26 protein-coding genes are annotated in these 26,424 nt (G+C 64.9%); 19 read left to right on the top strand and 7 right to left on the bottom strand.

Annotated features, from left to right (window positions below):
• The first annotated feature begins 134 nt into the window (after positions 1–134).
• The 11 genes from rimP (at position 135) to truB (ending at position 10,823) form a co-directional block, all read left to right on the top strand.
• Positions 135–689 (top strand): ribosome maturation factor RimP, encoded by a 555-nt coding sequence (gene rimP / locus FGL95_RS03995; RefSeq protein ID WP_169584873.1) that lies wholly within the window; start codon positions 135–137, stop codon positions 687–689.
• Positions 686–1,714, top strand: coding sequence for a transcription termination factor NusA (gene nusA, locus FGL95_RS03990; protein WP_169584872.1), 1,029 nt, complete (start codon positions 686–688; stop codon positions 1,712–1,714). The genes rimP and nusA overlap by 4 nt, the downstream gene beginning before the upstream one ends.
• Before the next feature lie 43 nt (positions 1,715–1,757).
• On the top strand, positions 1,758–2,108 hold the full coding sequence (locus FGL95_RS03985) for a YlxR family protein (RefSeq protein ID WP_169584871.1): 351 nt from the start codon (positions 1,758–1,760) through the stop codon (positions 2,106–2,108).
• A gap of 104 nt (positions 2,109–2,212) precedes the next feature.
• Positions 2,213–5,158, top strand: coding sequence for a translation initiation factor IF-2 (gene infB, locus FGL95_RS03980; protein WP_169584870.1), 2,946 nt, complete (start codon positions 2,213–2,215; stop codon positions 5,156–5,158).
• Positions 5,159–5,231: 73 nt separating this feature from the next.
• A complete protein-coding gene (locus FGL95_RS03975; protein WP_169585226.1) occupies positions 5,232–5,522 on the top strand; it encodes a DUF503 family protein in 291 nt (96 codons plus the stop codon).
• Between the two features lie 43 nt (positions 5,523–5,565).
• A complete protein-coding gene (gene rbfA / locus FGL95_RS03970; protein WP_169584869.1) occupies positions 5,566–6,015 on the top strand; it encodes a 30S ribosome-binding factor RbfA in 450 nt (149 codons plus the stop codon).
• 12 nt (positions 6,016–6,027) lie between these two features.
• Complete coding sequence (locus tag FGL95_RS03965; RefSeq protein ID WP_169584868.1) at positions 6,028–7,026, top strand: DHH family phosphoesterase; 999 nt, start codon at positions 6,028–6,030, stop codon at positions 7,024–7,026.
• Positions 7,023–8,354: an MATE family efflux transporter gene (locus tag FGL95_RS03960; RefSeq protein ID WP_169584867.1), complete on the top strand. Its 1,332-nt coding sequence runs from the start codon at positions 7,023–7,025 to the stop codon at positions 8,352–8,354. The genes FGL95_RS03965 and FGL95_RS03960 overlap by 4 nt, the downstream gene beginning before the upstream one ends.
• A 5-nt stretch (positions 8,355–8,359) precedes the next feature.
• Positions 8,360–9,286 carry a metallophosphoesterase gene (locus FGL95_RS03955; protein WP_169584866.1) on the top strand — a complete coding sequence of 309 codons (927 nt, stop codon included), beginning with the start codon at positions 8,360–8,362 and terminating at the stop codon, positions 9,284–9,286.
• Positions 9,283–9,933, top strand: coding sequence for a 4'-phosphopantetheinyl transferase Npt (gene npt / locus FGL95_RS03950; RefSeq protein WP_169584865.1), 651 nt, complete (start codon positions 9,283–9,285; stop codon positions 9,931–9,933). Before FGL95_RS03955 ends, npt begins: the two co-directional genes overlap by 4 nt.
• Complete coding sequence (truB, locus tag FGL95_RS03945; protein ID WP_169584864.1) at positions 9,930–10,823, top strand: tRNA pseudouridine(55) synthase TruB; 894 nt, start codon at positions 9,930–9,932, stop codon at positions 10,821–10,823. The genes npt and truB overlap by 4 nt, the downstream gene beginning before the upstream one ends.
• A gap of 51 nt (positions 10,824–10,874) precedes the next feature.
• Here truB and FGL95_RS03940 read toward each other — a convergent pair whose 3' ends face one another.
• From FGL95_RS03940 to FGL95_RS03920, 5 genes are all read right to left on the bottom strand, one after another.
• A complete protein-coding gene (locus FGL95_RS03940; RefSeq protein ID WP_169584863.1) occupies positions 10,875–11,936 on the bottom strand; it encodes a dihydrodipicolinate reductase in 1,062 nt (353 codons plus the stop codon).
• Positions 11,933–12,655 (bottom strand): CPBP family intramembrane glutamic endopeptidase, encoded by a 723-nt coding sequence (locus FGL95_RS03935; protein ID WP_338079697.1) that lies wholly within the window; start codon positions 12,653–12,655, stop codon positions 11,933–11,935. The genes FGL95_RS03940 and FGL95_RS03935 overlap by 4 nt, the downstream gene beginning before the upstream one ends.
• Before the next feature lie 76 nt (positions 12,656–12,731).
• Positions 12,732–13,118: a VOC family protein gene (locus FGL95_RS03930; protein ID WP_169584862.1), complete on the bottom strand. Its 387-nt coding sequence runs from the start codon at positions 13,116–13,118 to the stop codon at positions 12,732–12,734.
• Between the two features lie 100 nt (positions 13,119–13,218).
• The gene (locus FGL95_RS03925; protein WP_338079724.1) at positions 13,219–14,589 is read right to left on the bottom strand and encodes an FAD-binding oxidoreductase; all 1,371 of its coding nucleotides are present in this window, start codon (positions 14,587–14,589) and stop codon (positions 13,219–13,221) included.
• Positions 14,590–14,681: 92 nt separating this feature from the next.
• Entirely contained in the window at positions 14,682–15,398 is a 717-nt protein-coding gene (locus FGL95_RS03920) for a metal-dependent transcriptional regulator (RefSeq protein WP_169585224.1), read from the bottom strand.
• Positions 15,399–15,452: 54 nt separating this feature from the next.
• Between FGL95_RS03920 and FGL95_RS03915 the strand changes: the two genes are divergently transcribed.
• Complete coding sequence (locus tag FGL95_RS03915; RefSeq protein WP_206071419.1) at positions 15,453–16,739, top strand: family 1 glycosylhydrolase; 1,287 nt, start codon at positions 15,453–15,455, stop codon at positions 16,737–16,739.
• A 1-nt stretch (position 16,740) separates the two neighbouring features.
• Here the strand turns inward: FGL95_RS03915 and FGL95_RS03910 are convergent, their stop codons facing one another.
• Entirely contained in the window at positions 16,741–17,982 is a 1,242-nt protein-coding gene (locus FGL95_RS03910; protein ID WP_169584859.1) for an Nramp family divalent metal transporter, read from the bottom strand.
• Between the two features lie 131 nt (positions 17,983–18,113).
• Here FGL95_RS03910 and FGL95_RS03905 point away from each other — a divergent pair, with 131 nt between their 5' ends.
• The 7 genes from FGL95_RS03905 (at position 18,114) to FGL95_RS03875 (ending at position 25,276) form a co-directional block, all read left to right on the top strand.
• Positions 18,114–19,079 (top strand): bifunctional riboflavin kinase/FAD synthetase, encoded by a 966-nt coding sequence (locus FGL95_RS03905; protein ID WP_338079696.1) that lies wholly within the window; start codon positions 18,114–18,116, stop codon positions 19,077–19,079.
• 105 nt (positions 19,080–19,184) lie between these two features.
• On the top strand, positions 19,185–19,454 hold the full coding sequence (gene rpsO / locus FGL95_RS03900; protein ID WP_169584857.1) for a 30S ribosomal protein S15: 270 nt from the start codon (positions 19,185–19,187) through the stop codon (positions 19,452–19,454).
• A gap of 366 nt (positions 19,455–19,820) precedes the next feature.
• A complete protein-coding gene (locus FGL95_RS03895; RefSeq protein WP_206071417.1) occupies positions 19,821–22,121 on the top strand; it encodes a polyribonucleotide nucleotidyltransferase in 2,301 nt (766 codons plus the stop codon).
• Between the two features lie 13 nt (positions 22,122–22,134).
• Positions 22,135–23,481, top strand: a complete 1,347-nt coding sequence (locus tag FGL95_RS03890; protein ID WP_420838011.1) for a M16 family metallopeptidase — start codon at positions 22,135–22,137, stop codon at positions 23,479–23,481.
• A gap of 129 nt (positions 23,482–23,610) precedes the next feature.
• On the top strand, positions 23,611–24,357 hold the full coding sequence (gene dapB, locus FGL95_RS03885; protein WP_338079695.1) for a 4-hydroxy-tetrahydrodipicolinate reductase: 747 nt from the start codon (positions 23,611–23,613) through the stop codon (positions 24,355–24,357).
• Positions 24,354–24,821 (top strand): hypothetical protein, encoded by a 468-nt coding sequence (locus FGL95_RS03880; RefSeq protein WP_169584854.1) that lies wholly within the window; start codon positions 24,354–24,356, stop codon positions 24,819–24,821. The genes dapB and FGL95_RS03880 overlap by 4 nt, the downstream gene beginning before the upstream one ends.
• A gap of 2 nt (positions 24,822–24,823) precedes the next feature.
• Positions 24,824–25,276 carry a flavodoxin family protein gene (locus FGL95_RS03875; protein ID WP_169584853.1) on the top strand — a complete coding sequence of 151 codons (453 nt, stop codon included), beginning with the start codon at positions 24,824–24,826 and terminating at the stop codon, positions 25,274–25,276.
• 4 nt (positions 25,277–25,280) lie between these two features.
• On the opposite strand, the gene FGL95_RS03870 is transcribed toward FGL95_RS03875, so the two are convergent.
• A complete protein-coding gene (locus FGL95_RS03870) occupies positions 25,281–26,330 on the bottom strand; it encodes an alpha/beta fold hydrolase (protein ID WP_169584852.1) in 1,050 nt (349 codons plus the stop codon).
• Positions 26,331–26,424 lie beyond the last annotated feature (94 nt).

Raw genomic sequence — 26,424 nt, 5'->3', positions numbered from 1 at the left:
GCGGCTCGGCACCGAGCCGTCCAATTGCGCGTTACGCTTGTTATCCCAGCTGATGGCTGGGTTGCCCATGCAAAATGCCAGAACACAGGTCCAGATCCAGCAACACGAGACAATTGAACCGGGAGCGAAGACCAATGCCGATTCCGTCCACGGAGAGGGTTACCGAGCTCGTCGCAGAGCCCGTTACCCGGCGCGGCTTGGATCTAGAAGACCTCGCGATAGTCCCCGCGGGTAAGCACTCGGTCATTCGGGTGGTCGTGGACGGCGACGGCGGCATCAGCCTCGACGACGTCGCCGATCTCAGTCGCGAGCTCTCCGAGATTCTCGACGGCGAAGACTTCGGCGAGACCCCGTACACCTTGGAGGTCACGACCCGGGGAGTCGACCGACCACTCACGGCCGAACGCCACTGGCGCCGGGCGCGCGGTCGCAAGGTGGCGATCTCGACGGAAGCCGAAGAGATCGAGGGCCGCATCGGCGAACTCAGCGCCGGATCGGTCGTGATCGTCGTCGCAGGAAAGCGCGAGCCGTCCGTACGGACCGTGGCGCTCGCCGACATCGTGAAGGCTGTCGTGCTTGTCGAGTTCTCGCGGCCGAGCCCACGGGAGCTCGAGCTCACCGGCCTTGCTCCGGGCACTCCGGCGCCTGCCGGTCCCGTATCGATCGATTTAGAGGAAGCAGACAAATGAATATCGACATTGCGGCGCTGCGCGCTATCGAAGCCGAGAAGGGGATCACGATCGAGACGGTGATCGCGACGATCCAGTCGGCGCTGCTCACCGCCTATCGGCACACCGACGGTCATCAGCCGAACGCGCGAATCGACGTCAACCGCAAGACGGGCGTGGTTCGCGTGATGGCCACCGAGACCGACGCGGACGGAAACGTGATCTCCGAGTGGGACGACACCCCCGAGGGCTTCGGTCGTATCGCCGCGACGACGGCACGGCAGGTGATCCTGCAGCGCCTGCGCGACGCCGAGCACGAAAAGACTTTCGGTGAGTTCTCGACGCACGAGGGTGAGATTGTCGGCGGCGTGATTCAGCGGGACACGCGGGCCAATGCGCGTGGCACCGTCGTGGTGCGGATCGGGAGCGAGGCCAACGGAGCCGACGGACTGATTCCGCCGGCCGAGCAAGTGCCGGGCGAGAACTACGAGCACGGTGAGCGCATCAAGTGCTACGTCGTCGGTGTCTCGCGCGGTCAGCGCGGACCGCAGATCACGCTCTCGCGCACGCACCCCAACTTGGTCCGCAAGTTGTTCGCCCTGGAGGTTCCGGAGATCGCCGACGGATCGGTCGAGATCGTCGCGGTCGCTCGCGAGTCGGGCCACCGCAGCAAGATCGCCGTGAAGTCGAACGTCGCCGGGCTCAATGCCAAGGGCGCCTGTATCGGTCCGATGGGCCAGCGGGTGCGCAACGTGATGAGCGAATTGGCCGGTGAGAAGATCGACATCATCGACTACGACCCGGACCCGGCGAAGTTCGTCGGGAATGCCCTGTCGCCTTCGAAAGTTGTATCGGTCACGGTCGTCGATGCCGAAGCCCGCGCAGCGCGCGTAGTCGTTCCCGACTTCCAGCTTTCCCTGGCAATCGGCAAAGAAGGTCAGAACGCTCGGCTTGCCGCGCGGCTGACCGGATGGCGTATCGATATCCGAAGCGACGCGGCACCGGCTCCCGAGCGAACGGTCGGACCCGGGGCGAACCGCGCCTAGGGCCGCGGTAGGGACTTTGGGTACAACAGCGGTAGAGTGGACGATGGTTCAGCACGAGCCTCCAATTTCTGCGCGCTCCCCATCCGGTATTCCGGTTCGGACGTGTGTGGGATGCCGGGAGCGAGGGCTGGCCGCCGATCTGCTCAGGGTCGTCGCAAGGGAGCGCGAAGCCGAAGGCTACGAGCTTCTGCCCGACCCGCGGCGAAGACTTCCCGGTAGGGGTGCTTGGTTGCATCCCGTGTCGAGCTGTCTAGCCATTGCGGAGAAGCGTCGAGCGTTCGGCAGAGCACTGAGAGTGTCCGGATTTCTGGACATCTCTGCGGTGGTACGGCTGATCGAGCCGGACCGCACAGAGAACGAGTACCTCGAGAAGAACAGGCACGAGCACTCATGAGCACAACGTGAAGCACCAACGATGAACGTCCGTCGGAGATAACCCGAGGTCGTGCGGGCCCCCTAGTGGGGACAACCACGCTCGACCTCTCAGTGAGGAGAGCAGTGGCAGGCAAGGCCCGCGTGCACGAGTTGGCAAAAGAGCTCGGTGTCACAAGCAAGGAACTACTCGCAAAGCTCAAGGAGCAAGGCGAGTTCGTTAAATCAGCGTCGTCGACGGTCGAAGCACCTGTCGCGCGACGGGTTCGTGAATCTTTCGCAGCCCCCAAAGCACCCGCAAACGGTGGCGCGCCCGCAAAGGCAGCACCCGCTTCGTCGGGTGCCAAGCCCGGCGGTCCGCGTCCGGGTCCCAAGCCCGCTGCTGCCCCGAAGCCAGCGGCTGCCCCTGCTCCTGCAGCAGCGGCCCCTGCGGCACCCGCAGCACCAGTAGCCAAGGCACCCGTCGACCCGACGCCTGCCGCACCCGCCCCGGCGCCCCCGAAGTTCGAGGCCCCGGCGACAAGTGCCAAGCCCGCGCCGGCCAGGCCGACCCCTGCTGCACCGGCAGCGCCAGCGGCTCCCGCGGCCGCGGCACCTGCCGCTCCTGCGGCACCGGCCGGTCCGGGTGGACCGAAGCCCGGTCCGAAGGCACCGCGCGTCGGCAACAACCCGTACTCGTCCGCGCCGACCGAGCGTCCGGTTCCACGTCCGGCACCGGGTGCTCCTCGCCCGGCCGCGACTGGTCGTCCGGCACCGGGTCAGAGCGGTCCGCGTCCGGCACCAGGCCAGGGCGGCCCGCGTCCGGCACCAGGTCAGGGCGGTCCTCGTCCGGCACCCGGTTCCAGCCGTCCGCCCGCAGGTCAGGGCGGTCCGCGGCCGAGCCCCGGCTCGATGCCGCCGCGCCCGAATCCAGGCGCGATGCCTACTCGTTCAGCTCGGCCCGCACCCGGTGCCGGTAGGCCCGGCGGTCGTCCCGGTGGCGCACCGGGTCGTCCCAGCGGTCCCGGTGGCGGTGGCGGTGGTTACCGCGGCGGTGCCGGTGGTGGCGGTGGCGCTCCCGGTGCACCCGCTTCGGGTGCCCCGGCTCCCGGTGGTTTCCGCGGTCGCCCAGGTGGCGGCGGCGGTGGCGGCGGTCGTCCCGGCGCCCGTGGTGGAGCGGCCGGCGCGTTCGGTCGTCCCGGTGGCGCGCCTCGTCGTGGCCGTAAGTCGAAGCGGGCGAAACGCGCCGAGTACGAGAACATGCAGGCGCCCGCCGTCGGTGGCGTTCGGCTGCCGCGCGGCAACGGCGAGACCATCAGGCTCGCTCGCGGCGCATCGCTCGTCGATTTCGCAGACAAGATCGATGCGAACCCGGCTGCGCTGGTCCAGGCGTTGTTCAACCTCGGTGAGATGGTCACGGCAACTCAGTCGGTAGGCGACGAGACGCTGGAACTGCTCGGCAGCGAGATGAACTACGTCGTGCAGGTCGTCAGCCCGGAGGACGAGGATCGCGAGCTGCTCGAAGGCTTCGACCTCACCTACGGCGAGGACGAGGGCGACGAGTCGGATCTCGAAATCCGTCCGCCGGTTGTGACCGTCATGGGCCACGTCGACCACGGTAAAACTCGACTGCTCGACTCGATCCGTAAGGCCAACGTCCGCGAGGGCGAGGCCGGCGGTATCACGCAGCACATCGGTGCATACCAGGTCCTCACGGAGCTGGAAGGCAACGAGCGTCTCGTCACCTTCATCGACACCCCTGGTCACGAGGCCTTCACGGCCATGCGTGCTCGTGGTGCGAAGGCCACCGACCTCGCGATCCTGGTTGTCGCAGCCGACGACGGCGTCATGCCGCAGACGGTGGAAGCGATCAACCACGCCCAGGCGGCCGACGTGCCGATCGTGGTCGCGGTGAACAAGATCGACAAGGAAGGCGCGAACCCGGACAAGATCCGGCAGCAGCTGACCGAATACGGTCTGGTCGCCGAGGAGTATGGCGGCGACACGATGTTCGTCGACATCTCGGCCAAGCAGGGCACCAACATCGACGCGCTGCTCGAAGCAGTGCTGTTGACTGCGGATGCCTCGCTGGACCTGCGGGCCAACCCGGACATGGACGCTCAGGGTGTTGCCATCGAGGCGCACCTCGACCGTGGCCGCGGCCCCGTCGCCACCGTGCTCATCGCACGCGGAACCCTGCGGGTCGGCGACTCGATCGTCGCCGGTGACGCATACGGACGTGTGCGTCGCATGGTCGACGAGCACGGCGAGGACGTCGCGGAGGCATTGCCATCGCGTCCCGTCCAGGTCATCGGCTTCACGTCGGTGCCCGGCGCTGGTGACAACCTGCTCGTTGTCGACGAAGACCGGATCGCCCGCCAGATCGCGGACCGTCGCAATGCGCGTAAGCGCAACGCGATGCAGGCCCGCAGTCGTAAGCGGATCAGCCTGGAAGATCTGGATTCGGCACTGAAGGAAACTTCGCAGCTGAACCTGATCCTGAAGGGCGACAACTCCGGAACGGTCGAGGCGCTGGAAGAAGCGTTGCTCGGGATCGAGATCGACGACGAGGTCGAGTTGCGTGTCATCGACCGTGGCGTCGGTGGCGTCACCGAGACCAACGTGAACCTGGCGTCGGCGTCCAACGCGATCATCATCGGCTTCAACGTTCGCGCGGAGGGCAAGGCGACTGAGCTTGCCAACCGTGAGGGCGTCGACATCCGGTACTACTCGGTGATCTACCAGGCCATCGACGAGATCGAGAAGGCCCTCAAGGGCATGCTCAAGCCGGTGTACGAGGAGATCGAGCTCGGCCGCGCAGAGATCCGGGCGTTGTTCCGGTCGTCGAAGGTCGGCACCATCGCCGGTTGCATGGTCACGTCGGGATCGATTCGTCGCAACGCGAAGGCGCGGCTGCTGCGCGACAACATGGTTGTCGCGGAGACCGTCACCATCTCCTCGCTGAAGCGGGAGAAGGACGACGTCACCGAGGTGCGCGAAGGCTTCGAGTGTGGTCTGACCTTGACGTACAACGACATCAAGGAAGGCGACGTCATCGAGGCGTACGAGCTGCGCGAGAAGGCTAGAGACTAGGTCGTGGAGTGTCTTTCGCAGCGGGTTCGCCCGCTGCGAAAGACACTCAGCCTGCCGGATGGAGGAGGCCAGTGTGTATCTCGGTGCGCTCGAATTCGACATCTTGCTCGGCGACGTTCATTCGCTGAAAGAAAAGCGCTCGATCGTGAAGCCGGTGCTCGCGGAACTCCACAAGTTCGGAGTCTCCGCAGCAGAAACAGGCGAGCAGGACCGCCATCGGCGGACGATACTCGGGGTCGCGATTGCGTCATCCGGCGTCGACTACCTCAACCAGGTCCTCGACAACTGTGAGCGGTCGGTCGCACGGCGGCCGGAACTCGAGTTGCTCACGGTGCGACGTCGTATTTTCGGCCCGGAAGACTAGTCCCACAACACGGGTAAGCGGCACAACAAGAAGGGGGCTGACCATGGTCGATCAGGCCAGGGCACGTCGACTTGCGAAACGAATCGCCGCGATCGTTGCGACGGCGATCGAGTACGAAATCAAGGATCCACGGCTACAGTTCGTCACGATCACCGACGCGAAGGTGACGGGAGACCTGCGTGAGGCGACTGTGTACTACACCGTGATGGGCGAAGATCTGAACACCGAGCCCGATGTGATGGCTGCAGCGGCTGGCCTGGAGAAGGCCAAGGGTGTGCTGCGGAGCAAGGTCGGCGCCGGGACAGGAATCAAGTTCACGCCTACGCTGGCGTTCGTCGAGGATCGGGTGCCCGACACCGCGCGGCAGATGGAAGAGCTGCTCGCGAAGGCCCGTGCTGCGGACGAGGAAGTTGCGCGCGCGAGGGCAGGTGCGAAGCATGCAGGGGAACCCGACCCCTACAAGACCGAGGGTGGTGCCACCGATGGTGACTGATCGGGCCGCGCAATGACGGTTGCCGAACACGCGACGGCGCAACGTTCCGGCGATGTCGATCTGGCTCCAGCCGTCAACGCGTTGGTCGCTGCGAAGTCGGTCACGGTGCTATGTCATGTGCAGCCCGACGCGGACACTCTCGGGAGCGGTCTGGCTCTTGCGCTCGCTATCGACCGTCGCGGTGTTCCAGTGCAGGTTGCGTTCGCCGAACCGTCGACGTTGCCGACATCGATGCGACAACTGCCGGGCGTCGAGTTCGTCGTCGAGCCCGAAGCTGTCGCCCGCGAGGTCGACCTACTCGTGACCGTCGATTGCGGTAGCCGAGGCAGGCTGGGCCGGCTGGGCGACCGGCTCGACGGTGCTCGGTCGAGCTTGGTGCTCGATCATCATCGCTCCAACACGATGTTCGGCTCGATCAACGTCGTCGATCCGAGCGCGGAATCGACGGCGAGCGTGATCGCACGCATCCTCGATCTGCTCGGCACGGAGATCGACAGCGACATCGCGCATTGCCTTTACGCCGGGCTTGTCACCGACACCGGATCGTTCCGGTGGGTGCGCCCGGGTACCCATCTTCTCGCCGAACGGTTGCTTGCGACCGGAATCGACGGCGCGCTCATCGCCCGTCGACTGCTCGACACTCATCCGTTCGGTTGGCTTCCGATGCTGTCGAAGGTGCTCGGCTCGGCAGTTCTCGTGCCGGACGCGGCTGAAGGGCGTGGTCTGGTGCATGCGGTCATTCGCAGGTCCGACCGCGAAGGGCTGAATTCCGAAGAGGTCGAGAGCGTCATCGATATCGTCCGAACGACGGCGGAGGCCGAGTTGGCTGCGGTGTTCAAGGAGACGGTTACGCCCGAGGTGTGGTCGGTGTCGTTGCGGTCCAAGAACACGATCGACGTTGCAGCCTTGGCCACCCGGCTTGGTGGTGGCGGTCATCGCTACGCCGCCGGTTACACCGCGAAAGGCCCGATCGCCGACGTCGTGGCGGAGTTGCGAAGCGCACTCGGGTGAACTCACCCGGTCCGCGCCGGATCCTCGCGTTGGCGCTGCCTGCGTTCGGCGTGCTCGTTGCCGAGCCGATCTACTTGTTGTTCGATTTCGCCGTGGTCGGCAGGCTGGGTGCGTTGGCGCTGGCCGGGCTTGCCGTCGGCGGTTTGATCCTCACCCAGGTCAGTACCCAGTTGACTTTTCTGTCGTATGGCACGACGTCCCGGTCGGCGCGCATGCATGGTGCGGGGGATCGTCGCGACGCGGTCGGCGAAGGAGTGGCAGCCACCTGGCTGGCGGTGGTCATCGGGGTGGTGATCATCGCGGTGATGCAGGTGCTCGCCCGGCCGATAGCGCAGGTGATTGCCGGTGGTGACGACATCGCCCGCGAGGCCGAAAGCTGGTTACGAATAGCACTTTTCGGTGCGCCTTTGATTCTCATCAGCATCGCTGGCAACGGCTGGATGCGCGGCGTGCAAGATACGATGCGGCCTTTTCGCTATGTGGTTGTGGGCTTGATTGTTTCGGGTGTGCTGTGCCCGTTTCTGGTGCACGGGTTGGCGTTTGCGCCGCATATGGGTCTGCCTGGTTCTGCCGTCGCGAATGTTGCGGGGCAAGCATGTGCGGCGACGTTGTTCGCTCGCACGCTGCTGCGGGAGAAGGTGGCGCTTCGGCCGAGGCTGTCGGTCATGCGAGCGCAGTTGGTGCTCGGCAGGGACTTGATCGCGCGGAGCCTGGCGTTCCAGGCATGCTTCCTTTCGGCTGCTGCGGTCGCGTCGCGGTTCGGCGCGGCATCGGTGGCTGCGCACCAACTCGTCCTGCAATTGTGGAACTTCGTCGCACTCGCGCTCGATTCGCTGGCGATCGCGGCGCAGTCTTTGATCGGCGCCGCGTTGGGTGCGCGCCGCACCGAGGATGCGCGTGATTTGGCATGGCGGATCACGCGGTGGTCCACGGTCTTCGGGCTGGGCCTGGCCGTGTTGTTCGCGGCGGGCTATCGCATCCTTCCCGGCGTCTTCACAAACGATCTTGCGGTGGTCGAGCGGACCCATGGTGCGTGGTGGTTCTTTGTCACGATCGTTCCGATCGGCGGAATCGTCTTCGCACTCGATGGTGTCCTGCTCGGTGCTGGCGACGCGAAGTTCCTGCGTACGGCGACCCTCGCCGCGGCAATCGTCGGATTTCTACCGCTGATCTGGTGCTCGCTCGCGTTCGACTGGGGGTTGCCGGGAATCTGGGCAGGGCTGACGGCGTTCATGCTGCTACGGCTGGGTGCGGTCGTGATCCGGACGCGATCCGGCCGGTGGGCGGTGCCCGGGTCGGACCTGCAGGTCGTCGATAAGGAAAGGTAGCCAGTGTGACCCCCAAGTTGATGGCAGTCAGTGACATCCATGTCGGGCACCGAGGAAACCGGCCGATCACCGAGCAGATCTTTCCGGATTCGCCGGACGACTGGTTGATCGTCGCCGGCGACGTCTCGGAGAAAACCGACGACATTCGGTGGGCGCTGAAACTGCTTCGCAGTCGGTTCGCGAAGGTCATCTGGGTGCCGGGCAACCACGAACTGTGGACGACGGCGAAGGACCCGGTGCAGATCCACGGTGCACCGCGTTATGACTACCTGGTCAACATGTGCCGTGAGATCGACGTCATCACCCCCGAGGACCCATACCCGGTGTGGGACGGAGTCGGAGGTCCGGTCACTTTGGTACCGATGTTCTTGCTCTACGACTACTCGTTCCTGCCCGCCGGCACGACGACGAAGGTCGACGGGTTGGCGCTCGCTCGCGAGCGCAATGTGGTTGCGACAGACGAATTTCTGCTCTCACCCCAGCCCTACGTCACGCGCGACGCGTGGTGCCATGTACGGGTGGCGTCGACGCAGCGCAGGCTCGACGAACTGCATCCGGACATGCCACTGGTGCTGATCAATCACTTTCCGTTGGTCCGGGAACCAACCGAAGTGCTGTTCTACCCGGAATTCTCGCTGTGGTGCGGGACCACTCTGACGAAGAACTGGCACAAGGAGTACAACGTCATCTGCTCGGTGTACGGGCATCTCCACATCCCGCGAACGACCTGGTACGACGGCGTCAGGTTCGAAGAGGTGTCGTTGGGCTATCCGCGCGAATGGCAACGACGAGGCTTGCCCGACAAGCTACTTCGGCAGATCCTGCCCGTTCCGGAGTACCCACCGGGCGCGCTCAACAAATGGGGCGGGCATTTCAAGGTGACTCCCGAGATGGAGGCAGCGGCAGAAAAGATGAGGGCGGAGCGCAGTTGATCGAGGAAATCCTCCCACCGGGAGTCGAGTCGGCCGACTTGTTCGTCGACCCACCGGGACTGGTGCCGCACCCGCTCGAAGAATCGTTGATCGCGCGTGCCGTCGACAAGCGCAAACGGGAATTCGTCAGTGCCCGCCACTGTGCTCGGTTGGCGATGGGCAAGCTCGGTGTCGATCCCGCACCGATCCTTCGCGGCGAGCGCGGAATGCCGTTGTGGCCCAAGGGAGTCGTCGGCAGCTTGACACACTGCGACGGCTACCGTGGTGCGGCGCTGGCATTTTCGATGCAGCATCGGTCGGTCGGTATCGATGCCGAGCCGCACGGTCCGTTGCCGGATGGCGTGCTCGACCATGTGAGTCTGGCGGCCGAGCGGGAGTGGCTCGCGGCGACCCCGTCCAGTTTGCACCTGGACCGACTGTTGTTCTGCGCCAAGGAAGCCACCTACAAGGCATGGTTCCCGCTGACCAATCGGTGGCTCGGTTTCGAGGAAGCCCATATCACTTTCTCGATCGACGGCCGAGGTGGAACGTTCCGCAGCGAGCTACTGGTGCCAGGCCACACGATTGATGGCGGCGCGCCGTTGACCTCGTTCGACGGTCGTTGGCTGATCACTGACCGCCACGTCTTCACGGCGATCACCGTATGAAGGCAATCGATACCGCCGGCCTCCTGATCATCGACAAGGACGGCGGGCTGACGAGCCACGACGTCGTCGCCCGTTGCCGGAAACTGTTGAAGACGAAGAAGATCGGTCATGCAGGAACGCTCGACCCGATGGCGACCGGCGTGTTGGTCCTCGGCGTCGAGCGGGCAACGAAAATGCTCGGTCTGCTTGCGCTGACGACCAAGGCGTATTCCGCCACCATCCGGCTGGGGGAGTCGACCTCGACCGACGATGCCGAGGGTGAGGTGCTCTCGACGGTGGACGCCTCGAGCGTCACTGATGCGGAGATCGCCGACCAGGTCGCACAGTTGACCGGCGACATTTCGCAAGTGCCCGCCAGCGTCAGCGCGATCAAGGTCGACGGCAAGCGCGCCCACGCGTTGATCCGGGCTGGCGAGGAGGTCATTCTCGAGTCGCGGCCGGTCACTGTGTCGAAGTTCGATGTGCTCGCGCGCCGTGACACGGACACGTTCGTCGACCTGGACGTCGACGTCGAATGCTCGTCGGGCACCTACGTCCGCGCGTTGGCACGTGATCTCGGCGCGGCCTTGGGGGTCGGCGGCCATCTGACTGCGTTGCGCCGCACAAGAGTCGGTCCGTTCGACATCGCGAATGCCAGGACGTTGGACGACCTGGCCTTGGACCCCACAGTCAGCCTCGACATCGACGCTGCTGCCCAAATCGCCTTCCCCCACAGGCAGATCGACGCCGACGAAGCCGAATCCCTCAGTCAGGGGCGGTGGTTGGAACCCATCGGCATCGACGGCATCTACGTCGCCATCGACCCCGACGGTCGGGCGATCGCCCTCCTCACCGAACGCGGCAAACGCGCCGCCTCGGTCATGGTCGTCCGCCCGGCGAACATGCGCTGAGAACACGTGCGAACTGTGAGTGCGTTTGGCCCCTGGGAGGGCCAAACTCACTCACGGGCGGTCGCTAAGGGTCGGGTGGGCTCGACCGGCCATGAGGGGCAGGTCGAGGTAGCTTTTGATCCCCGGGGCGGCGTCGCAGACGTAGGGAATCGAGTTGACCAGGTGATTCGCCGTCGCGACGATGCCAGGGTTGCGGAGCCACCCGGCTTCCGGCGTCTCGGGCTGCAGGCCTTTGATGGTGACGAGCATGTCGGGGTCGCCTTTGATCTCGACTTCGAACCGTTCGCCCGCGGCCCCGAGATCCCAAGCTGGTTCGAGATTTTCATCGCCCATCAGCCAGTTCACGGCGATGCGCGCGACGGTCTTGTCGCCGATGGCGGCGTCCCATTGGAACCGCTGCGCTGCGACCAAGCCAGGCTCGATCACGCCGATGGGGGAGTCGATGGGCGCCGTCGCGACGGCCACGTCTTGATGTGTGCGGATCTCGGCGCTCCGGTCGAAGCCCATGCCTTGCAGGATCATTCGCAACGACTGAGTGAAGCCGCCGGTGAGCAAGCCGAGCATCGGGCCGGCCATCGCCTCCGCGGGGGTAGCGCCGAATTGCATGATCCATCGCACGACGTCGGGTGCGTTGTAGCTGCGAATGTCGCTGAATTCCTCGGCACGAACGAATGTTGCAGCCGACGTCAGCGCCGAGAACATCAGCGGGAACAGATCGGTGATGCCGCCGGGATCGATACCGGTGCCGTGCAGAGTGACTCCCGCCTCCTGTGCGACGGCTTCGAGGCGAGCGTCTCGATCGGTGGGCAGAAACCAGCCCAGCGGTGTCACGACGTTCTTCCCGCACCCGAGCAGGTCCGCGACGACCTTCTTGTCCGGCATCAGCGGTGCATAGACGACGCAGTCCGCATCCATCGCGAGGAGTGCTGCCGCGTCGGTGGTGGCATTGATCCCGATCGGCTCGGTCCCGATGATCTCGCCGACGTCCCTACCGTTCTTGTCGTCGCTGTGGACCCAGCAGCCGACGAGTTCGAGGTCGGGATGCCGCAGCACCGCGCGCACAGCCGCCGCCCCGACACCACCGGTCGCCCACTGAATCACGCGGTAGGTCACGACGTCACCGAGGCATGCCAGACCACGGCCGCGGCGAGGGCACCCGCGCCGTTGAGCGACCAATGCAGCGCGATCGGCGCCAGCAAGCTGCCGCTCCGCCGACGAAGCCAGGTGAAGACGAATCCGGCAGCAGCGGTCGCCACGACTGCGCAGCCGATGCCCGCGACCTGACCGGTCGTCCCGCCGCCGAAGATGGAGCTCAAGCCGCGGTTGCTCGCCGTCAGACCCAGCGAGGACGCGATGTGCCACAGACCGAACAACAGCGAGCCTGCCATCGCGACGCCGCGAAAGCTGTAGACCCGCGACAACGTGCCGTGCAGGACGCCACGGAAGGCGAGTTCTTCGGGGATCGCGGTCTGCAGGGGGATCACGATCATCGACGCGATCAGGGCGCCCGAGATCGTCGCGTATCGGTCCGCCATGAACATCGGCCTCGTCATCGGCAGCGCTGCACCGATCGCCACGACGGAGACCACAAGACCAACGGCGCCGAGCGCGTACAGGGCGCCGGTACGGAGTTGCCTGCGTCCGAGACCGAGTTCCTCCCAGCCGAGACCCCGGCGTCTGGTCAGCGCGACCAGCACCAACGCGGCAACGGGGACGGCGCCGAGGCTGGCCCATACGGTCGTGAAGTGCGCGATCAGGTTCGTGCAGACGAGAACCACCACGACGACGGCGACGTCGACAAAGGCGCCGGTCGATTTGGTGGTCGTCAGCACTGGCGAACCTTTGCTCCTCGAGAAGTGTGGATTTCCACTCGCTAGGCGGGTGGAAATCCACACTATGCGCGGTCGGCTACTTCGGCCAGCCACCGTAAGGGACGGTGATGATCTCGAGGAAGTGACCTGCGGGGTCGAGGAAGTACACGCCGCGACCGCCGTCGTTGTTGTTGATGACGTTCTCGGCCGATTGGAACGGATCCGGCCAATGCTTGATCCCGCGTTCGACAATTCGACCGTAGATAGCGTCGAAGTCGTCCTCGCTGACGAGGAACGCGTAGTGCTGAGGCTGAATGTTCTCGGTCGGTCCAGCGAAATCGAGTGACACGCCGTGCTCGAGCTCCACGGCGAGAAACGGACCGGCAGGGACCGCTTCAGGAAGCCCGAACAGATAAGTGAAGAAAGCAGCCGATGCTTGTCGGTCCTGCGCATGGACGATGGTGTGGTTGAAACTGATGCTCACGATGAACCTCGTGGGGTACGGCGCCTCCATGCCTGACGCGGTCCGCCACCGGCACGCGACGCTGATCCGAGTCAAACATGATCGGCGTCGCGTCCGCAAACTAGATGATCGCGCCCGGGTTGAGGATTGCGTTCGGGTCGAGCGCGTTCTTGATCTTGCGGGTGAGCTCCATGACGTCTTCGCCGACGTAGTCCGGCAGCCATGCCTTCTTCAACCTGCCGACGCCGTGCTCTCCAGTGATGGTGCCGCCCAACGAGATTGCGAGGTCCATGATTTCGCCGAAGGCGATGTGAGCGCGCTCGGTCATCGCCTTGTCGGCTGCGTTGTACACGATCAGCGGGTGGGTGTTCCCGTCGCCGGCGTGGGCGATCACGGAGACCATCACCTCGCGTTTGGCGGCGATGTTGGCGATCCCGTTCACCAACGCAGCGAGCTGGGGGAGTGGCACGCCGACGTCCTCGAGCAGCAGATCGCCTTTCAGCTCGACCGCCGGAATTGCGAAACGTCGTGCCACGGTGAACGCTTCGCCCTCCTCAGGATCGTCGGTGCTGAAGACCTCGGTCGCGTTGTTGTCGCGGCAGACATTCGCCATCGTCTCGGCTTCGTTCGCCGCATACGGACCAGGTGCGTCCGACCGTGCGACGAGCAACGCGGCAGCGTTGCGGTCGAGTCCCATCTTCAGCTCGTCTTCGACGGCGTTGATTGCCACCGAATCCATGAACTCCAGCATCGACGGCCGCAGCAACCGGGTGATCGCGAGGATTGCGTCGGCGGCATCCTGTAGCGAGGAGAACGAGGCGACGACGGTGCTCTGCACGGGCTGTGCGGGTATCAGCCGCAGCGTGAGTTCGGTGATGATGCCGAGCGTTCCTTCGCTGCCGACGAAGAGCTTCGTCAGTGAAAGCCCCGCAACATCTTTCAGGCGCGGCCCGCCCAGCCGGACCGCGGTGCCGTCGGCCAGCACTACTTGCAGTCCGAGGACGTAATCGGTTGTGACGCCGTACTTCACGCAACACAGTCCGCCCGCGTTCGTGGCGGCGTTGCCGCCGATCGAGCACATTTCGAACGACGACGGGTCGGGCGGGTACCAGAGCCCGTGCGCCGCAACGGCCTTCTTCACGTCGGCGTTCAGTAGACCTGGTTGGACGACTGCCGTGCGCGTCACCGGATCCACTTCGATGCCGCGCATGCGCTCGGTGGTCAACACGATGCCGCCGTCGACAGCGGTCGCCCCGCCGGACAGTCCGGAACCAGCGCCGCGGGGTACCACGGGGACGCGATGCGCGGTCGCCCACCGCATGACCGCCTGCACGTCTTCGGTGGAGTTGGCGCGCACGACGGCGAGCGGAACGCCGGCATCGGGGTCGCGTGCGTAGTCCTGGCGGTAGGACTCGATGAGGTCCCGGTCGGTGATGACGGACCCCTCGGGCAAGCCGTCCACAAGTGCTTCGAGCAGTTCGCCACTGGTGATAGTTGACACGGTCATACGGTACTGCCCCCGCATGACTGTGCGTGATTTTCACCCCTGGAGGGGTGAGACGCGCGCACGGAGTGGGGGGTGAGCTAGCTGTGGGTCAGCCAAATCGCCTGTGCCGCGGGGCTTCCGAGATCGATGGCGTCGGCGGATTCGGTGCCGATCCGGATCGAGACCGTACCGGCGTAATCCCGGCGTTCGACGACGCTGATCACGGTATCGAGCGCGATCCCGACCGAATCGAAGTAGCGCAACATTGCGGGGTCCGAATCCGAAATCCGTGCGACCCGCCCTGCCTCTCCGTCGGCGAAGTCGCTGAGTTGGCGGGCGGGCGGCGTCGGGACCGCGCCATCCACCGACGGAATCGGATCACCGTGGGGGTCGCGCGCGGGGAAACCCAGCTTGGCATCGATGCGCGACATCAGCAGGTCCGAGACGGCATGCTCGAGGATTTCGGCTTCGTCGTGCACCTCGTCCCACCCGTAGCCCAGCTCGTGGACCAGGAAGGTCTCCAACAGTCGATGGCGCCGGACCATGGCGACGGCCGCCAGGCGGCCCGCCTCGGTCAGGGTGATCGAACCGTACTTCGCATGATCGACGAGACCTTGATCGGCGAGTTTCCGGATCGCCTCCGACACGGTCGACGCCGAGACGCCGATGCGCTCGGACAGCAGCTTCGTCGAGACCTTCTCTTGCGACCACTCTTGGGCGGTCCAGATGACCTTCAGGTAGTCCTGCGCTACGGACGACAGCGATTGCTGAGGATGCCCGTTGTCGCGGGCCTCGGACCCTTCTTGTTTGGACACCACGCGCTAGAGCTTAGGCAAACCATGCTCGTTTCACACGTTATGGTGGCCGACATGGCCGTCTCGGGGATCCGCCGCTGCGTTGTGATCGCCTTATCGTTGCTGCTCGTCGGGTCGATTCCAGCCAACGCCGCGCCGCCATCGGTGGCACCGCTCGGGCCCGGATTCATGTGGGGTGTGAGCTCGTCAGGCTTCCAGTCGGAAGGGTTTGCTCCGGACAGCAACTGGCGGCGCTACGTCGATTCGGGAAAGACGGACGATCGGTACGGCAACTCCGTCGATTTCCTTCATCGCTACGTCGACGACATCGCGCTGGCGAAGGATCTCGGAACGACCGTTTACCGGACCGGCGTCGAGTGGGCGCGCGTGCAGCCGCAGCCGGGGGTGTGGGACGAGAATGGATTCGCGTTCTACGACAACGTGATTCGTGCAATCCGAGCCGCCGGCATGCGGCCGATGATCACTCTCGACCACTGGGTGTATCCGGGCTGGGCGGCCGATCGTGGCGGTTGGCGCGACCCGCGCATGCTCGAAGACTGGTTGGCCAACGCGCGTCGCGTCGTCGACCGTTACGCGCAATACGACCCGATGTGGGTGACGATCAACGAACCGTCGGCGTATGTCTTGCAGGAGTTGCGGTTCGGCGGCATCGGCCCGCTCGATGCGCCGACGATGCTCGACCGCCTCGTGCAGGCGAGCAACACGATTTACGGCCACATCCACGCCGTCCAACCGAACGCGATGGTGACGAGCAACGTCGCCTACGTTCCGGGTGGCGCGGAAGCCGCACTCGACCAGCAATTTCTGGACCGAGCCAAATTCGACTTCGTCGGTATCGACTATTACTACGGCCTGTCGCCGTCGTCGCAATTACCCGCTTCTGCAAACTTCTGGGACTTCCCGATCGAAGCGGACGGGCTTTACTACACGCTGCGTCACTACGCCCGGAAGTTCCCTGGTCGTCCGCTCTACATCGTCGAGGCCGGAATGCCGACCGAGAACGGGCTGCCGCGACGCGACGGCTACACCCGCGCGGCGCATCTGCGCGATCACGTCTACTGGCTGCAGCGCGCCGCAGCGGATGGCATGAACGTCATCGGCTACAACTATTGGAGCCTCACCGACAATTACGAATGGGGCTCCTACGCGCCGCGTTTCGGGTTGTATACAGTCGATGTGAAGACCGACCCGTCGCTGACTCGGCGCCCGACCGACGCAGTCGCCGCATACCAGGAGATCATCCGTGACGGCGGTGTGCCGAGCGGCTTTGTGCCGTCCAGGCCGGCCGTGACCTGCTCGCTCGTCGACGCGCCGTCGAGCTGCACAGAACCGGTCCGGTAGCTCAGCCTGTGACGGTCAGGTAGATCAACGCGACATTGAGCACGATGATCACAGCCGCGACGAGCCAAGCCAGGCCCGTGGTGACTCGATGGTTCACGTCGTCGCCCATGAGCGTGCGGTTACTGGTGAACCGGACCAGAGGAATCAGCGCGAAGGGAATGCCGAACGACAGCACGACCTGCGAGACGACCAGCGCGCGGCTCGGATCGAAGCCCAGAGCGAGGATGGCGATTGCTGGAACGAGGGTGATCAAGCGGCGCAACAACAGCGGGATCTTGCGTCGCAGCAGGCCCTGCATGATCATCGCACCCGCATAGGCACCGACCGAGGTCGACGCAAATCCAGACGCTAGCAGGCCGATCGCGAACAGCAAGGCCACGATAGGTCCGAGGATGTCGCCGATCGCGGCGTGTGCGCCTTCGATCGAATCGACACCTTCACGTCCGCGCAAAACCTTCGCCGCGACGAGCAGCATGGACAGGTTCACCGCGCCCGCGAGAATCATGGCGAGAACGACATCGATGCGCGTAGCCCCGAGCAATCGCTTGCGGGCGGGGCCGGCCTCGGGGTGGCCGTGGCGGTCACGCGCGAGCCCAGAGTGCAGGTACACCGCGTGCGGCATGACCGTCGCGCCCAACATTGCCGCCGCGATCAATACGCTCTCCGCGCCGTCGAACCGTGGCACCAGGCCCGCCGCGACACCGGAGGGTGAAGGGGGAGCGACGAAGACGCTGGTCAGGAAGCCGATCGCGATGACGGCGAGCAAACCGGTGATGACCCGCTCGAACGGGCGCTGACCGTATCGGTCCTGCACGAGGAGCAGACACATCGACACTGCGCCGGTGATGACGCCACCGATCAGCATCGGCAGGTCGAACAACAGATAGAGCGCGATCGCACCGCCGACGACCTCGGCCAGGTCGGTGGCCATCGCGACCAGTTCCGCCTGGCACCAGTACGCGAGCCGAACGCGACGGCTGGAGCTTTCTCGCACGGCCTCGGGGAGTGACATGCCGGTGACGAGGCCCAGCTTGGCGGACAGGAACTGGACCAGGCCGGCCATGACGTTGGCGCACACGATCACCCAGACCAGCAGGTAGCCGAACTGTGCACCTGCGCTGATATTCGATGCGACGTTGCCGGGGTCGACGTACGCGATGGCCGCGACGAACGCCGGACCGAGTAGCAAGGTTCGGGACCGTGCGCGTGCCAGTGTGGGTCGGACAGTATCGGCCAATGTCATTCGGGCAAACCTTACGAGGAGGTTATGGGTGTCCGAACAATATAGTTCGGAGCGGCTTTAATCAACCATTCCGACCACGTGAAGCGGCTCCCGAGGTGACCGCCCAATGCTGTTTCCGTAGGCTGCCATGTGTGCAGAGATGGCGAGGTCTCGACGAGATTCCAGCAGACTGGGGTCGTTGCGTTCTCACGATCGGTGTATTCGATGGAGTACATCGCGGACATCGGGAATTGATCACGCGCGCAGTCGAATCGGCGCGGCGTCGCGGTATCGCCGCGGTTCTGATGACTTTCGACCCGCATCCGATGGAAGTTGTGCGTCCCGGCAGCCACCCCGCGCAGCTCACGACGCTGACGCGGCGAGCCGAACTCGCCGAGGAACTCGACGTCGACGTGTTCTGCGTGATGCCTTTCACGCAGGACTTCATGAAATTGACGCCGGCGCGCTACGCCCACGAGATTCTGGTCGAGCGGCTGCACGTCGCCGCGGTCGTCGTCGGCGAGAACTTCACCTACGGCAAGAAGGCCGCGGGCACGATCGAGACCCTCGAAGAAGCAGGTCACCGCTTCGGATTCGAGGTCGACGCGGTCAAGCTGCTCGGCGAGCACGCAGTCACGTTCTCCTCGACCTATATTCGCGCCTGCGTCGATGCTGGGGATGTCGCCGCCGCTGCCGAGGCACTAGGGCGGCCCCATCGAGTCGAAGGCGTCGTCGTCCACGGCGACGGCCGGGGGCGGGCGTTGGGCTTCCCGACCGCAAACGTCGCGCCGCCGATGTACTCCGCGATCCCTGCCGACGGTGTTTATGCGGGGTGGTTCACGGTGCTCGGACCAGGTCCGACGATCGGCACGGTCACCCCGGGGACGCGCGCGAGGGCGGCCATTTCGGTCGGTACCAATCCCACGTTTTCGGGCCGCACCAGGACGGTCGAGGCGTTCGTGCTCGACGGCGAAGCGGATCTGTACGGCCAGCATGTTGCCGTCGATTTCGTCCAGCATCTTCGTGGCATGGAGAAGTTCTCCTCGGTCGACGAGCTGATCGTCGCGATGGGTCGAGATGCCGAGCAAGCCCGCACGGTGCTCGACGCTGGTCTCTGACCCTCGTTTCCCCTGGTATTGTGGACCGCTGGTGTCTGCTGCGGTCCGCGGTGGCGGCGCCATTTGTTTCTTGCACGCGGTACATACACATTCAGGAGTAAACGAGTGGCACTGACCACCGAGCAGAAGTCCGCAGTTCTCGCCGAGTACGGCTTGCACGAGAAGGACACGGGTTCGCCCGAGGCTCAGGTTGCGATGCTCACCAAGCGCATCGTCGACCTCACCGAGCACCTCAAGACACACAAGCACGATCACCACTCCCGCCGCGGCTTGCTGCTGCTGGTCGGGCGTCGTCGTCGCCTGCTGAAGTACGTCCAGAAGGTCGACATCCAGCGTTACCGCACACTGATCGAGCGACTCGGACTGCGCCGCTGATCGATCTGACGCACACAACAGATTTGCGATCATCCCAGGTAGCCAACAGGGCAATGCTTACTATTGACCCTGTTGGCTACCTGTGTTTGTCGATTGTGTAGTCAGCGCAGTACAAGAAGAAGAAGAACAAGAAAAAGAACCGTGGATCGAGATATCCACAAAGGGCCGTATGCACCTGCCACTCGTGGCGTCGGTCTTCGGTAGTGGCTTTTCGGAAGCGCAAAACGAGCGCTCGCCCGGAGAGCTTCGATCGATGACCGCCACCGCGCAGCCACGTCCAAGGGGACGCGCGCCAGGTGTACGTACCGCAGCCAGGAGGGTTGTGGCACGTCCGCGCGGGTACGGCGAAGACGAGAGGCACTGAAGATGACAACCACTGAAACAGCAATATCCACCAGCACAGCAATCGAGGTCGAAGAGGGCGTATTCGAATCCGCCGCCGTAATCGACAACGGCGCATTCGGAACTCGCACCATCCGTTTCGAGACCGGTCGGCTCGCCCGTCAGGCCGCCGGCGCCGTCGTTGCGTACCTCGACGACGAGACGATGCTGCTGTCGGCAACCACGGCCAGCAAGCACCCGAAAGATCACTTCGACTTCTTCCCGCTCACCATCGATGTCGAAGAGCGCATGTACGCGGCGGGCCGCATCCCCGGATCGTTCTTCCGACGTGAGGGCCGCCCGTCGACGGACGCGATCCTCACCTGTCGCCTGATCGACCGGCCGCTTCGTCCGACGTTCGTCGACGGCCTTCGCAACGAGATCCAGGTCGTCATCACGGTCCTGAGCCTCGATCCGAAGGACATGTACGACGTCGTCGCCATCAACGCCGCTTCGGCATCGACTCAGATCGCCGGCCTGCCCTTCGCCGGTCCGGTCGGTGGCGTTCGCGTCGCACTGATCGAAGGCACCTGGGTCGCGTTCCCGACCACCGAGCAGCTCGAAAAGGCCGTGTTCGACATGGTCGTGGCAGGTCGCGTCACCGATACCGGTGACGTCGCGATCATGATGGTCGAAGCAGAAGCCACCGAGGACGTCATCGCGTTGATCGAGGGCGGCGCCCAGGCGCCGACCGAGGCAATCGTCGCCGAAGGCCTCGAAGCTGCCAAGCCGTTCATTGCCGGACTGTGCAAGGCCCAGCAGGACCTCGCCGAGAAGGCCGCCAAGCCCACCGGTGACTACCCGGTGTTCCCGGCCTACCAGGACGATGCGTTCTCCGCAGTCGAAGGTGCCGCAAGCGCAGCACTGACTGAGGCGCTGACCATCGCTGACAAGCACGCCCGCGAAGACAAGATCGACGAGGTCAAGGTCGACGTGCTCGAGCGCCTCGGCGGCGACTTCGAAGGCCGCGAGAAGGAGATCGGTGCAGCATTCCGATCGCTGACCAAAAAGCTTGTGCGCCAGCGCATCCTGCGCGACCAGTTCCGCATCGACGGCCGTGGCATCACCGACATCCGGTCGCTCTCGGCCGAGGTCGCCGTCGTCCCGCGTGCACACGGCTCCGCGCTGTTCGAGCGTGGCGAGACCCAGATCATGGGCGTCACCACCCTCGACATGGTCAAGATGGCGCAGCAGGTCGACTCGCTCGGTCCCGAGACCAGCAAGCGCTACATGCACCACTACAACTTCCCGCCGTATTCGACCGGTGAGACGGGTCGCGTCGGTTCGCCGAAGCGTCGCGAGATCGGTCACGGCGCTCTCGCCGAGCGCGCCCTGATTCCGGTGCTGCCGAGCCAGGACGAGTTCCCGTACGCCATCCGTCAGGTCTCCGAAGCGCTGAGCTCGAACGGTTCGACGTCCATGGGCTCGGTTTGTGCGTCGACGTTGTCGCTGCTCAACGCCGGTGTTCCGCTGCGCGCGCCGGTTGCCGGTATCGCGATGGGTCTGGTCTCCGACGAGGTCGACGGTGAGACGCGCTACGTCGCACTGACCGACATCCTCGGCGCCGAAGACGCCTTCGGCGACATGGACTTCAAGGTTGCCGGCACCAAGGACTTCGTCACGGCGCTGCAGTTGGACACGAAGCTCGACGGCATCCCGTCGCAGGTGCTGGCCGGTGCGTTGTCGCAGGCGCACGACGCCCGCGTCACGATCCTCGAAGTCATGGCCGAGGCCATCGATTCGCCCGACGAGATGAGCCCGTTCGCCCCGCGCGTCACGGCCATCAAGGTTCCGGTCGACAAGATCGGCGAGGTCATCGGACCCAAGGGCAAGATGATCAACTCGATCACCGAGCAAACCGGTGCGAACATCTCCATCGAAGACGACGGCACCGTGTTCGTCGGCGCCACCGATGGTCCGTCTGCCCAGGCCGCGATCGACATGATCAACGCCATCGCCAACCCGCAGCTGCCCAAGGTGGGCGAGCGTTTCCTCGGCACGGTCGTCAAGACCACTGCCTTCGGCGCGTTCGTCTCGCTGCTCCCGGGCCGCGATGGACTGGTGCACATCTCGAAGTTGGGTAACGGCAAGCGGATTGCCAAGGTCGAAGACGTGGTCAGCGTCGGCAGCAAGCTGCGCGTCGAGATCGCGGACATCGACAACCGCGGCAAGATCTCGCTCGTCCCGGTCCCCGAGGAAGAAGCTGCCGAGGCGCCAGCCGCCGACACAGCACCTGCCGAGGCACCGGCCGTCGACGCCGCTCCCGAGGCGGCTTCGGCTGAGTAAGAAACCCGAAACAGTGGCCCCCTTGCGTCGTTCTGCGGCGCGAGGGGGTCGTTCGGTTGCGCAGAAGGCGCCCGATTCCGGGGTCCGGCGGTCGGTGCTCCCGGGCGGCCTGCGCGTCGTGACCGAGTACGTGCCCGGCGTTCGGTCGGCATCGGTCGGAGTGTGGGTCGGCGTCGGATCGCGTGACGAGGCTCGCTCGGTCGCAGGCGCTGCGCACTTTCTCGAGCATCTGCTGTTCAAATCGACGCCGACGCGGTCCGCGCTCGATATTGCGCAGGTCATGGACTTCGCGGGCGGCGAGCTCAACGCGTTCACGTCGAAGGAACTCACCTGCTTCTACGCCCACGTCATCGACGACGATCTGCCACTTGCGGTCGATCTGGTGTCCGATGTCGTGCTGCGCGGTCAGTGCAGAAGTGCAGACGTCGACGTCGAGCGGCAAGTCGTGCTCGAAGAGATCTCGATGCGCGACGACGACCCCGAAGATCTACTCGGTGACGTCTTTCTCGGGGCCCTCTTCGGCGATCATCCGATCGGGCGGCCGGTGATCGGCACGGTCGACTCGATCGAGGGGATCAACCGGCGGCAGCTGCATTCGTTCCACGTGCGCCGCTATACGCCCGACCGCATGGTCGTCGCTGTGGCGGGCAACGTCGAGCACGACCACACGGTCGAGTTGGTCCGGCGCGCGTTCGACGGTCATCTGGATCAGGCGGCGACACCCGCGCCGAGGCGCGAGGGAACGATTCGCCTCGCGACGGGTCCTTCGTTGAGCGTGATGACGCGTGACAGCGAACAGGTCCACATGTCGCTCGGCGTCAGAGCGTTCGGCAGGCACGAGGGCACCCACCGTTGGCCGTTGTCGGTGCTCAACACCGCGATCGGCGGCGGACTCAGTTCTCGTTTGTTCCAACAGATTCGGGAAGAACGCGGGCTGGCCTACTCGGTCTACTCGAGTGTCGATACGTTCGCCGACACCGGTGCGTTCTCGGTCTACGCCGCGTGCCAGCCGGAGAACCTGAAAGACGTCGCGACGCTGGCCCGAGCGGTCTTGGCCGATGTTGCCGCCGAAGGCATCACCGACGCCGAATGCGCCCGCGCCAAAGGTTCGTTGCGTGGGGGATTGGTTCTCGGACTGGAAGATTCAGGTTCGCGGATGAATCGCATCGGCCGCAGCGAGCTCAGCTACGGCAACCATCGCAGCATCTCCGAAACCTTGGCAAAGATCGACTCGGTCACCACTGAGCAGGTCCGTGCCGTGGCGGCCGAGCTGTTGAACCGTCCTTTCGCTGCCGCCGTCGTCGGTCCGTACAAACGTCAGCGCGACCTCCCCGCCGCGGTCCGGGGGATCGTCTCCTGAGCGCTGGTCATTTTCTTCGCCCCTCGTGAGTCTTTTAGGAGTCCATAGACTCCAAAAAGACTCACGAGCGGTTAGTGAATCGGCGGCGGCTAGGCTCTTCGGGAGATGTTGACGAACAGTGGAGGGCAAGTGGCTATTCGGGTCGGCGTGCTGGGGGCGAACGGCAAGGTCGGTAAAGCGATCTGCGACGCGGTGAACGCAGCGGACGATCTGGAACTGGTGGCGACCGTCGATCAGGGCGATCCGATCGAGCAGTTCGTCGAGTCCGACGCCGAGGTGGTGGTGGATTTCACGCACCCCGATGTTGTGATGGACAACCTGAAGTTCTTGGTCGCCAACGGGATTCACGCCGTTGTCGGGACGACGGGATTCGACGACGACCGCCTCGACGAGGTTCGTTCCTGGTTGGCGGACAGCCCGAAGACCGGCGTGTTGATCGCGCCCAACTTCGCGATCGGCGCAGTTCTCACGATGCGGTTCGCCGAGCAGGCGGCTCGGTTCTTCGACTCGGTCGAGGTGATCGAGCTGCATCACCCGAACAAGGCCGACGCTCCGTCGGGCACGGCTTATCGGACTGCTGCGCTGATCGCCGACGCGCGCGCCGCTGCGGGTGTCGGCAAGAGCCCCGACGCGACGACGACCGAGTTGGAAGGCTCGCGTGGCGCCGATGTCGCCGGTGTACGTGTGCACTCCATCCGACTCGCGGGCCTCGTTGCTCATCAGGAAGTGCTGTTCGGCACACAGGGTGAGACATTGACCATCCGGCACGATTCGATCGACCGTTCATCCTTCGCGCCGGGCGTGCTGCTCGGTGTCCGACAGATCGCGAGCCGGCCCGGGCTGACCGTCGGCCTCGACCCTCTGCTGGACCTGTGACAAGCGAAGTCACCAAGAAGGTCGCACTCATTGCGGCGCTCGTCATCGCGCTGGCGTTCTACTTCGTCCTGCTCGGCCAGCGAGGTATTCAGCTGATTTCCGACGGTCGACCTGCGGCGATCGGGCTCGGCATCGGCGTGCTGATCCTCCCGCTGCTCGGCGTCTGGATCGTGACCGCCACGGTCAGGGCGGGACTGCAACATCAGCATCTGGCGCGCCGCATCCACGACGAGGGCCGCGAGCTCGACGTGTCCGCTCTGCCGAGGCGAGCGTCCGGGCGTATCGAACGCGCTGCCGCCGACGAGGTGTTCGCGCAGGTCAAAGCCGAGTGGGAAGCCGACCCGGACAATTGGCGCAGCTCGTACCGGCTCGCACGCGCTTACGACTACGCCGGCGACCGCGGACGCGCCCGCGACACGATGCGCCGCGCAGTCCGGTTGGAGCGGCTCGAGCGAGGCGAGTAGCAATGGCCAGACTGCTGATCGTTCATCACACGCCGTCTCCGTTCCTGCATGAGATGTTCGACGCAGTCCTGTCCGGCGCCACCGATCCCGAGATCATGGGTGTCGAGATCGTCCGGCGGCCGGCCCTCGCCGTCACACCGACGGACGTGCTGGAGGCCGACGGGTACATCCTCGGCACACCAGCAAACCTCGGCTACATGAGCGGGGCGCTCAAGCACGCGTTCGACGTCATCTACTACCCCTGCCTGGACTCGACGCGCGGACGGCCGTTCGGGCTGTACGTCCACGGCAACGAAGGTACCGAGGGCGCAGAACGCGGCGTCAGCGCGATTACGACCGGGCTGGGTTGGGTGAAGGCCGCTGATTACGTCGTGGTCTCCGGCAAGCCGACGAAGGAGAGCCTCGAGGCGTGCTGGGAACTGGGTGCGACGGTCGCAGCGCAATTGATGGATTGACGCCTCAGGCGCCTGCCCGATGAGTCGAAGCGGCGGCCGCGGCGTCTGCGTCGATCACGTCGATCAGTAGTTCGCTGACCTCGTCGGCCCTCTCGAACGTCACGATATGACCACTGCCCTCGATGACGATGTGTTCTGCGCCAGGGATTTCCGCGGCAACCGCTTCGGATAGTTGGAGCGGGACCACGAGGTCGCGCTCGCCGGTCACGATGACGGTACGAGCGTTTCCCAGCGCGGGCAATGAGGTGAGCTCGTCGTGCGCGGCTAGGGCTGTGAGGTATTCGCTCATCACATCGAGGTGAGCCGCAGAAATGACGGCAAGGAACTCGCGTCGCGCCTGAGCGGGGGACCTTCGGTCGACGAAGAGGAACCCGAACGGCCGGTACATGCCCAAACCGAACGCTCGGACCAGGAACGGGCGCAACGTCGCCACGATGTCGAGGACCGATGCGGTCGGGCTCATCACCTTGCCCGCGAACGGTAGCTCGCGCAGCAACGTCCGAACGAGCACCGATCCTTCCGCGGCGGTACTTATCAGCACGCTCGTCACGATCCGAGGACCGAACAGCTCCGGGTGGAGCCCTGCGAGCGCCTGAATGGTGAACGAACCCATCGAATGGCCCACCACCACGACCGGTCCGGTAGGCGCAACGGCCTCGATGACCTCGTACATGTCTTCTGCGAGCTGACGGATGCTTGCCACACCGGGTGGTCCCGGTTCGGATTTACCATAGCCGCGGTGGTCGTAATACACGATCTTGGCAGGGGAGTCCGACAACGCCGTCCGCTGGTATCGCCATGTAGTCAGATCCATGAAGAATCCATGTGCGACGACGACTGTGAGAGGAGCAGTCGGCGGACCGTCGATCTCGACGTGCAGTTTGGTGCCGTCGGCAGTGACGACTTTCCCTTCGCCACCACCGCGACCAACTGCGCGAATGTCCCGGACGGCTTTGCGTCGACGCTGGTAGAGCGATCTGCCTGTGATACCGCCCGCTACCAGCGCACCGGATGCCAGTGCCGCCTCGCCGACGCGTCGCAGGGGTCCACTCATACTGCACACTCCCGTTCGGGCTGATCGGATCCGGTGAAACCTATCGAACCAGTCCGTACGAAATGGCGTGCCAGAATCGGGCGGTTGCGAGGGG

Source organism: Antrihabitans stalactiti, assembly GCF_012932915.1.
GTDB classification, from domain to species: domain Bacteria; phylum Actinomycetota; class Actinomycetes; order Mycobacteriales; family Mycobacteriaceae; genus Antrihabitans; species Antrihabitans stalactiti.
The sequence above is the reverse complement of the archived record's forward strand: the minus strand, read 5'-3'. Positions and strand labels throughout refer to the sequence as shown.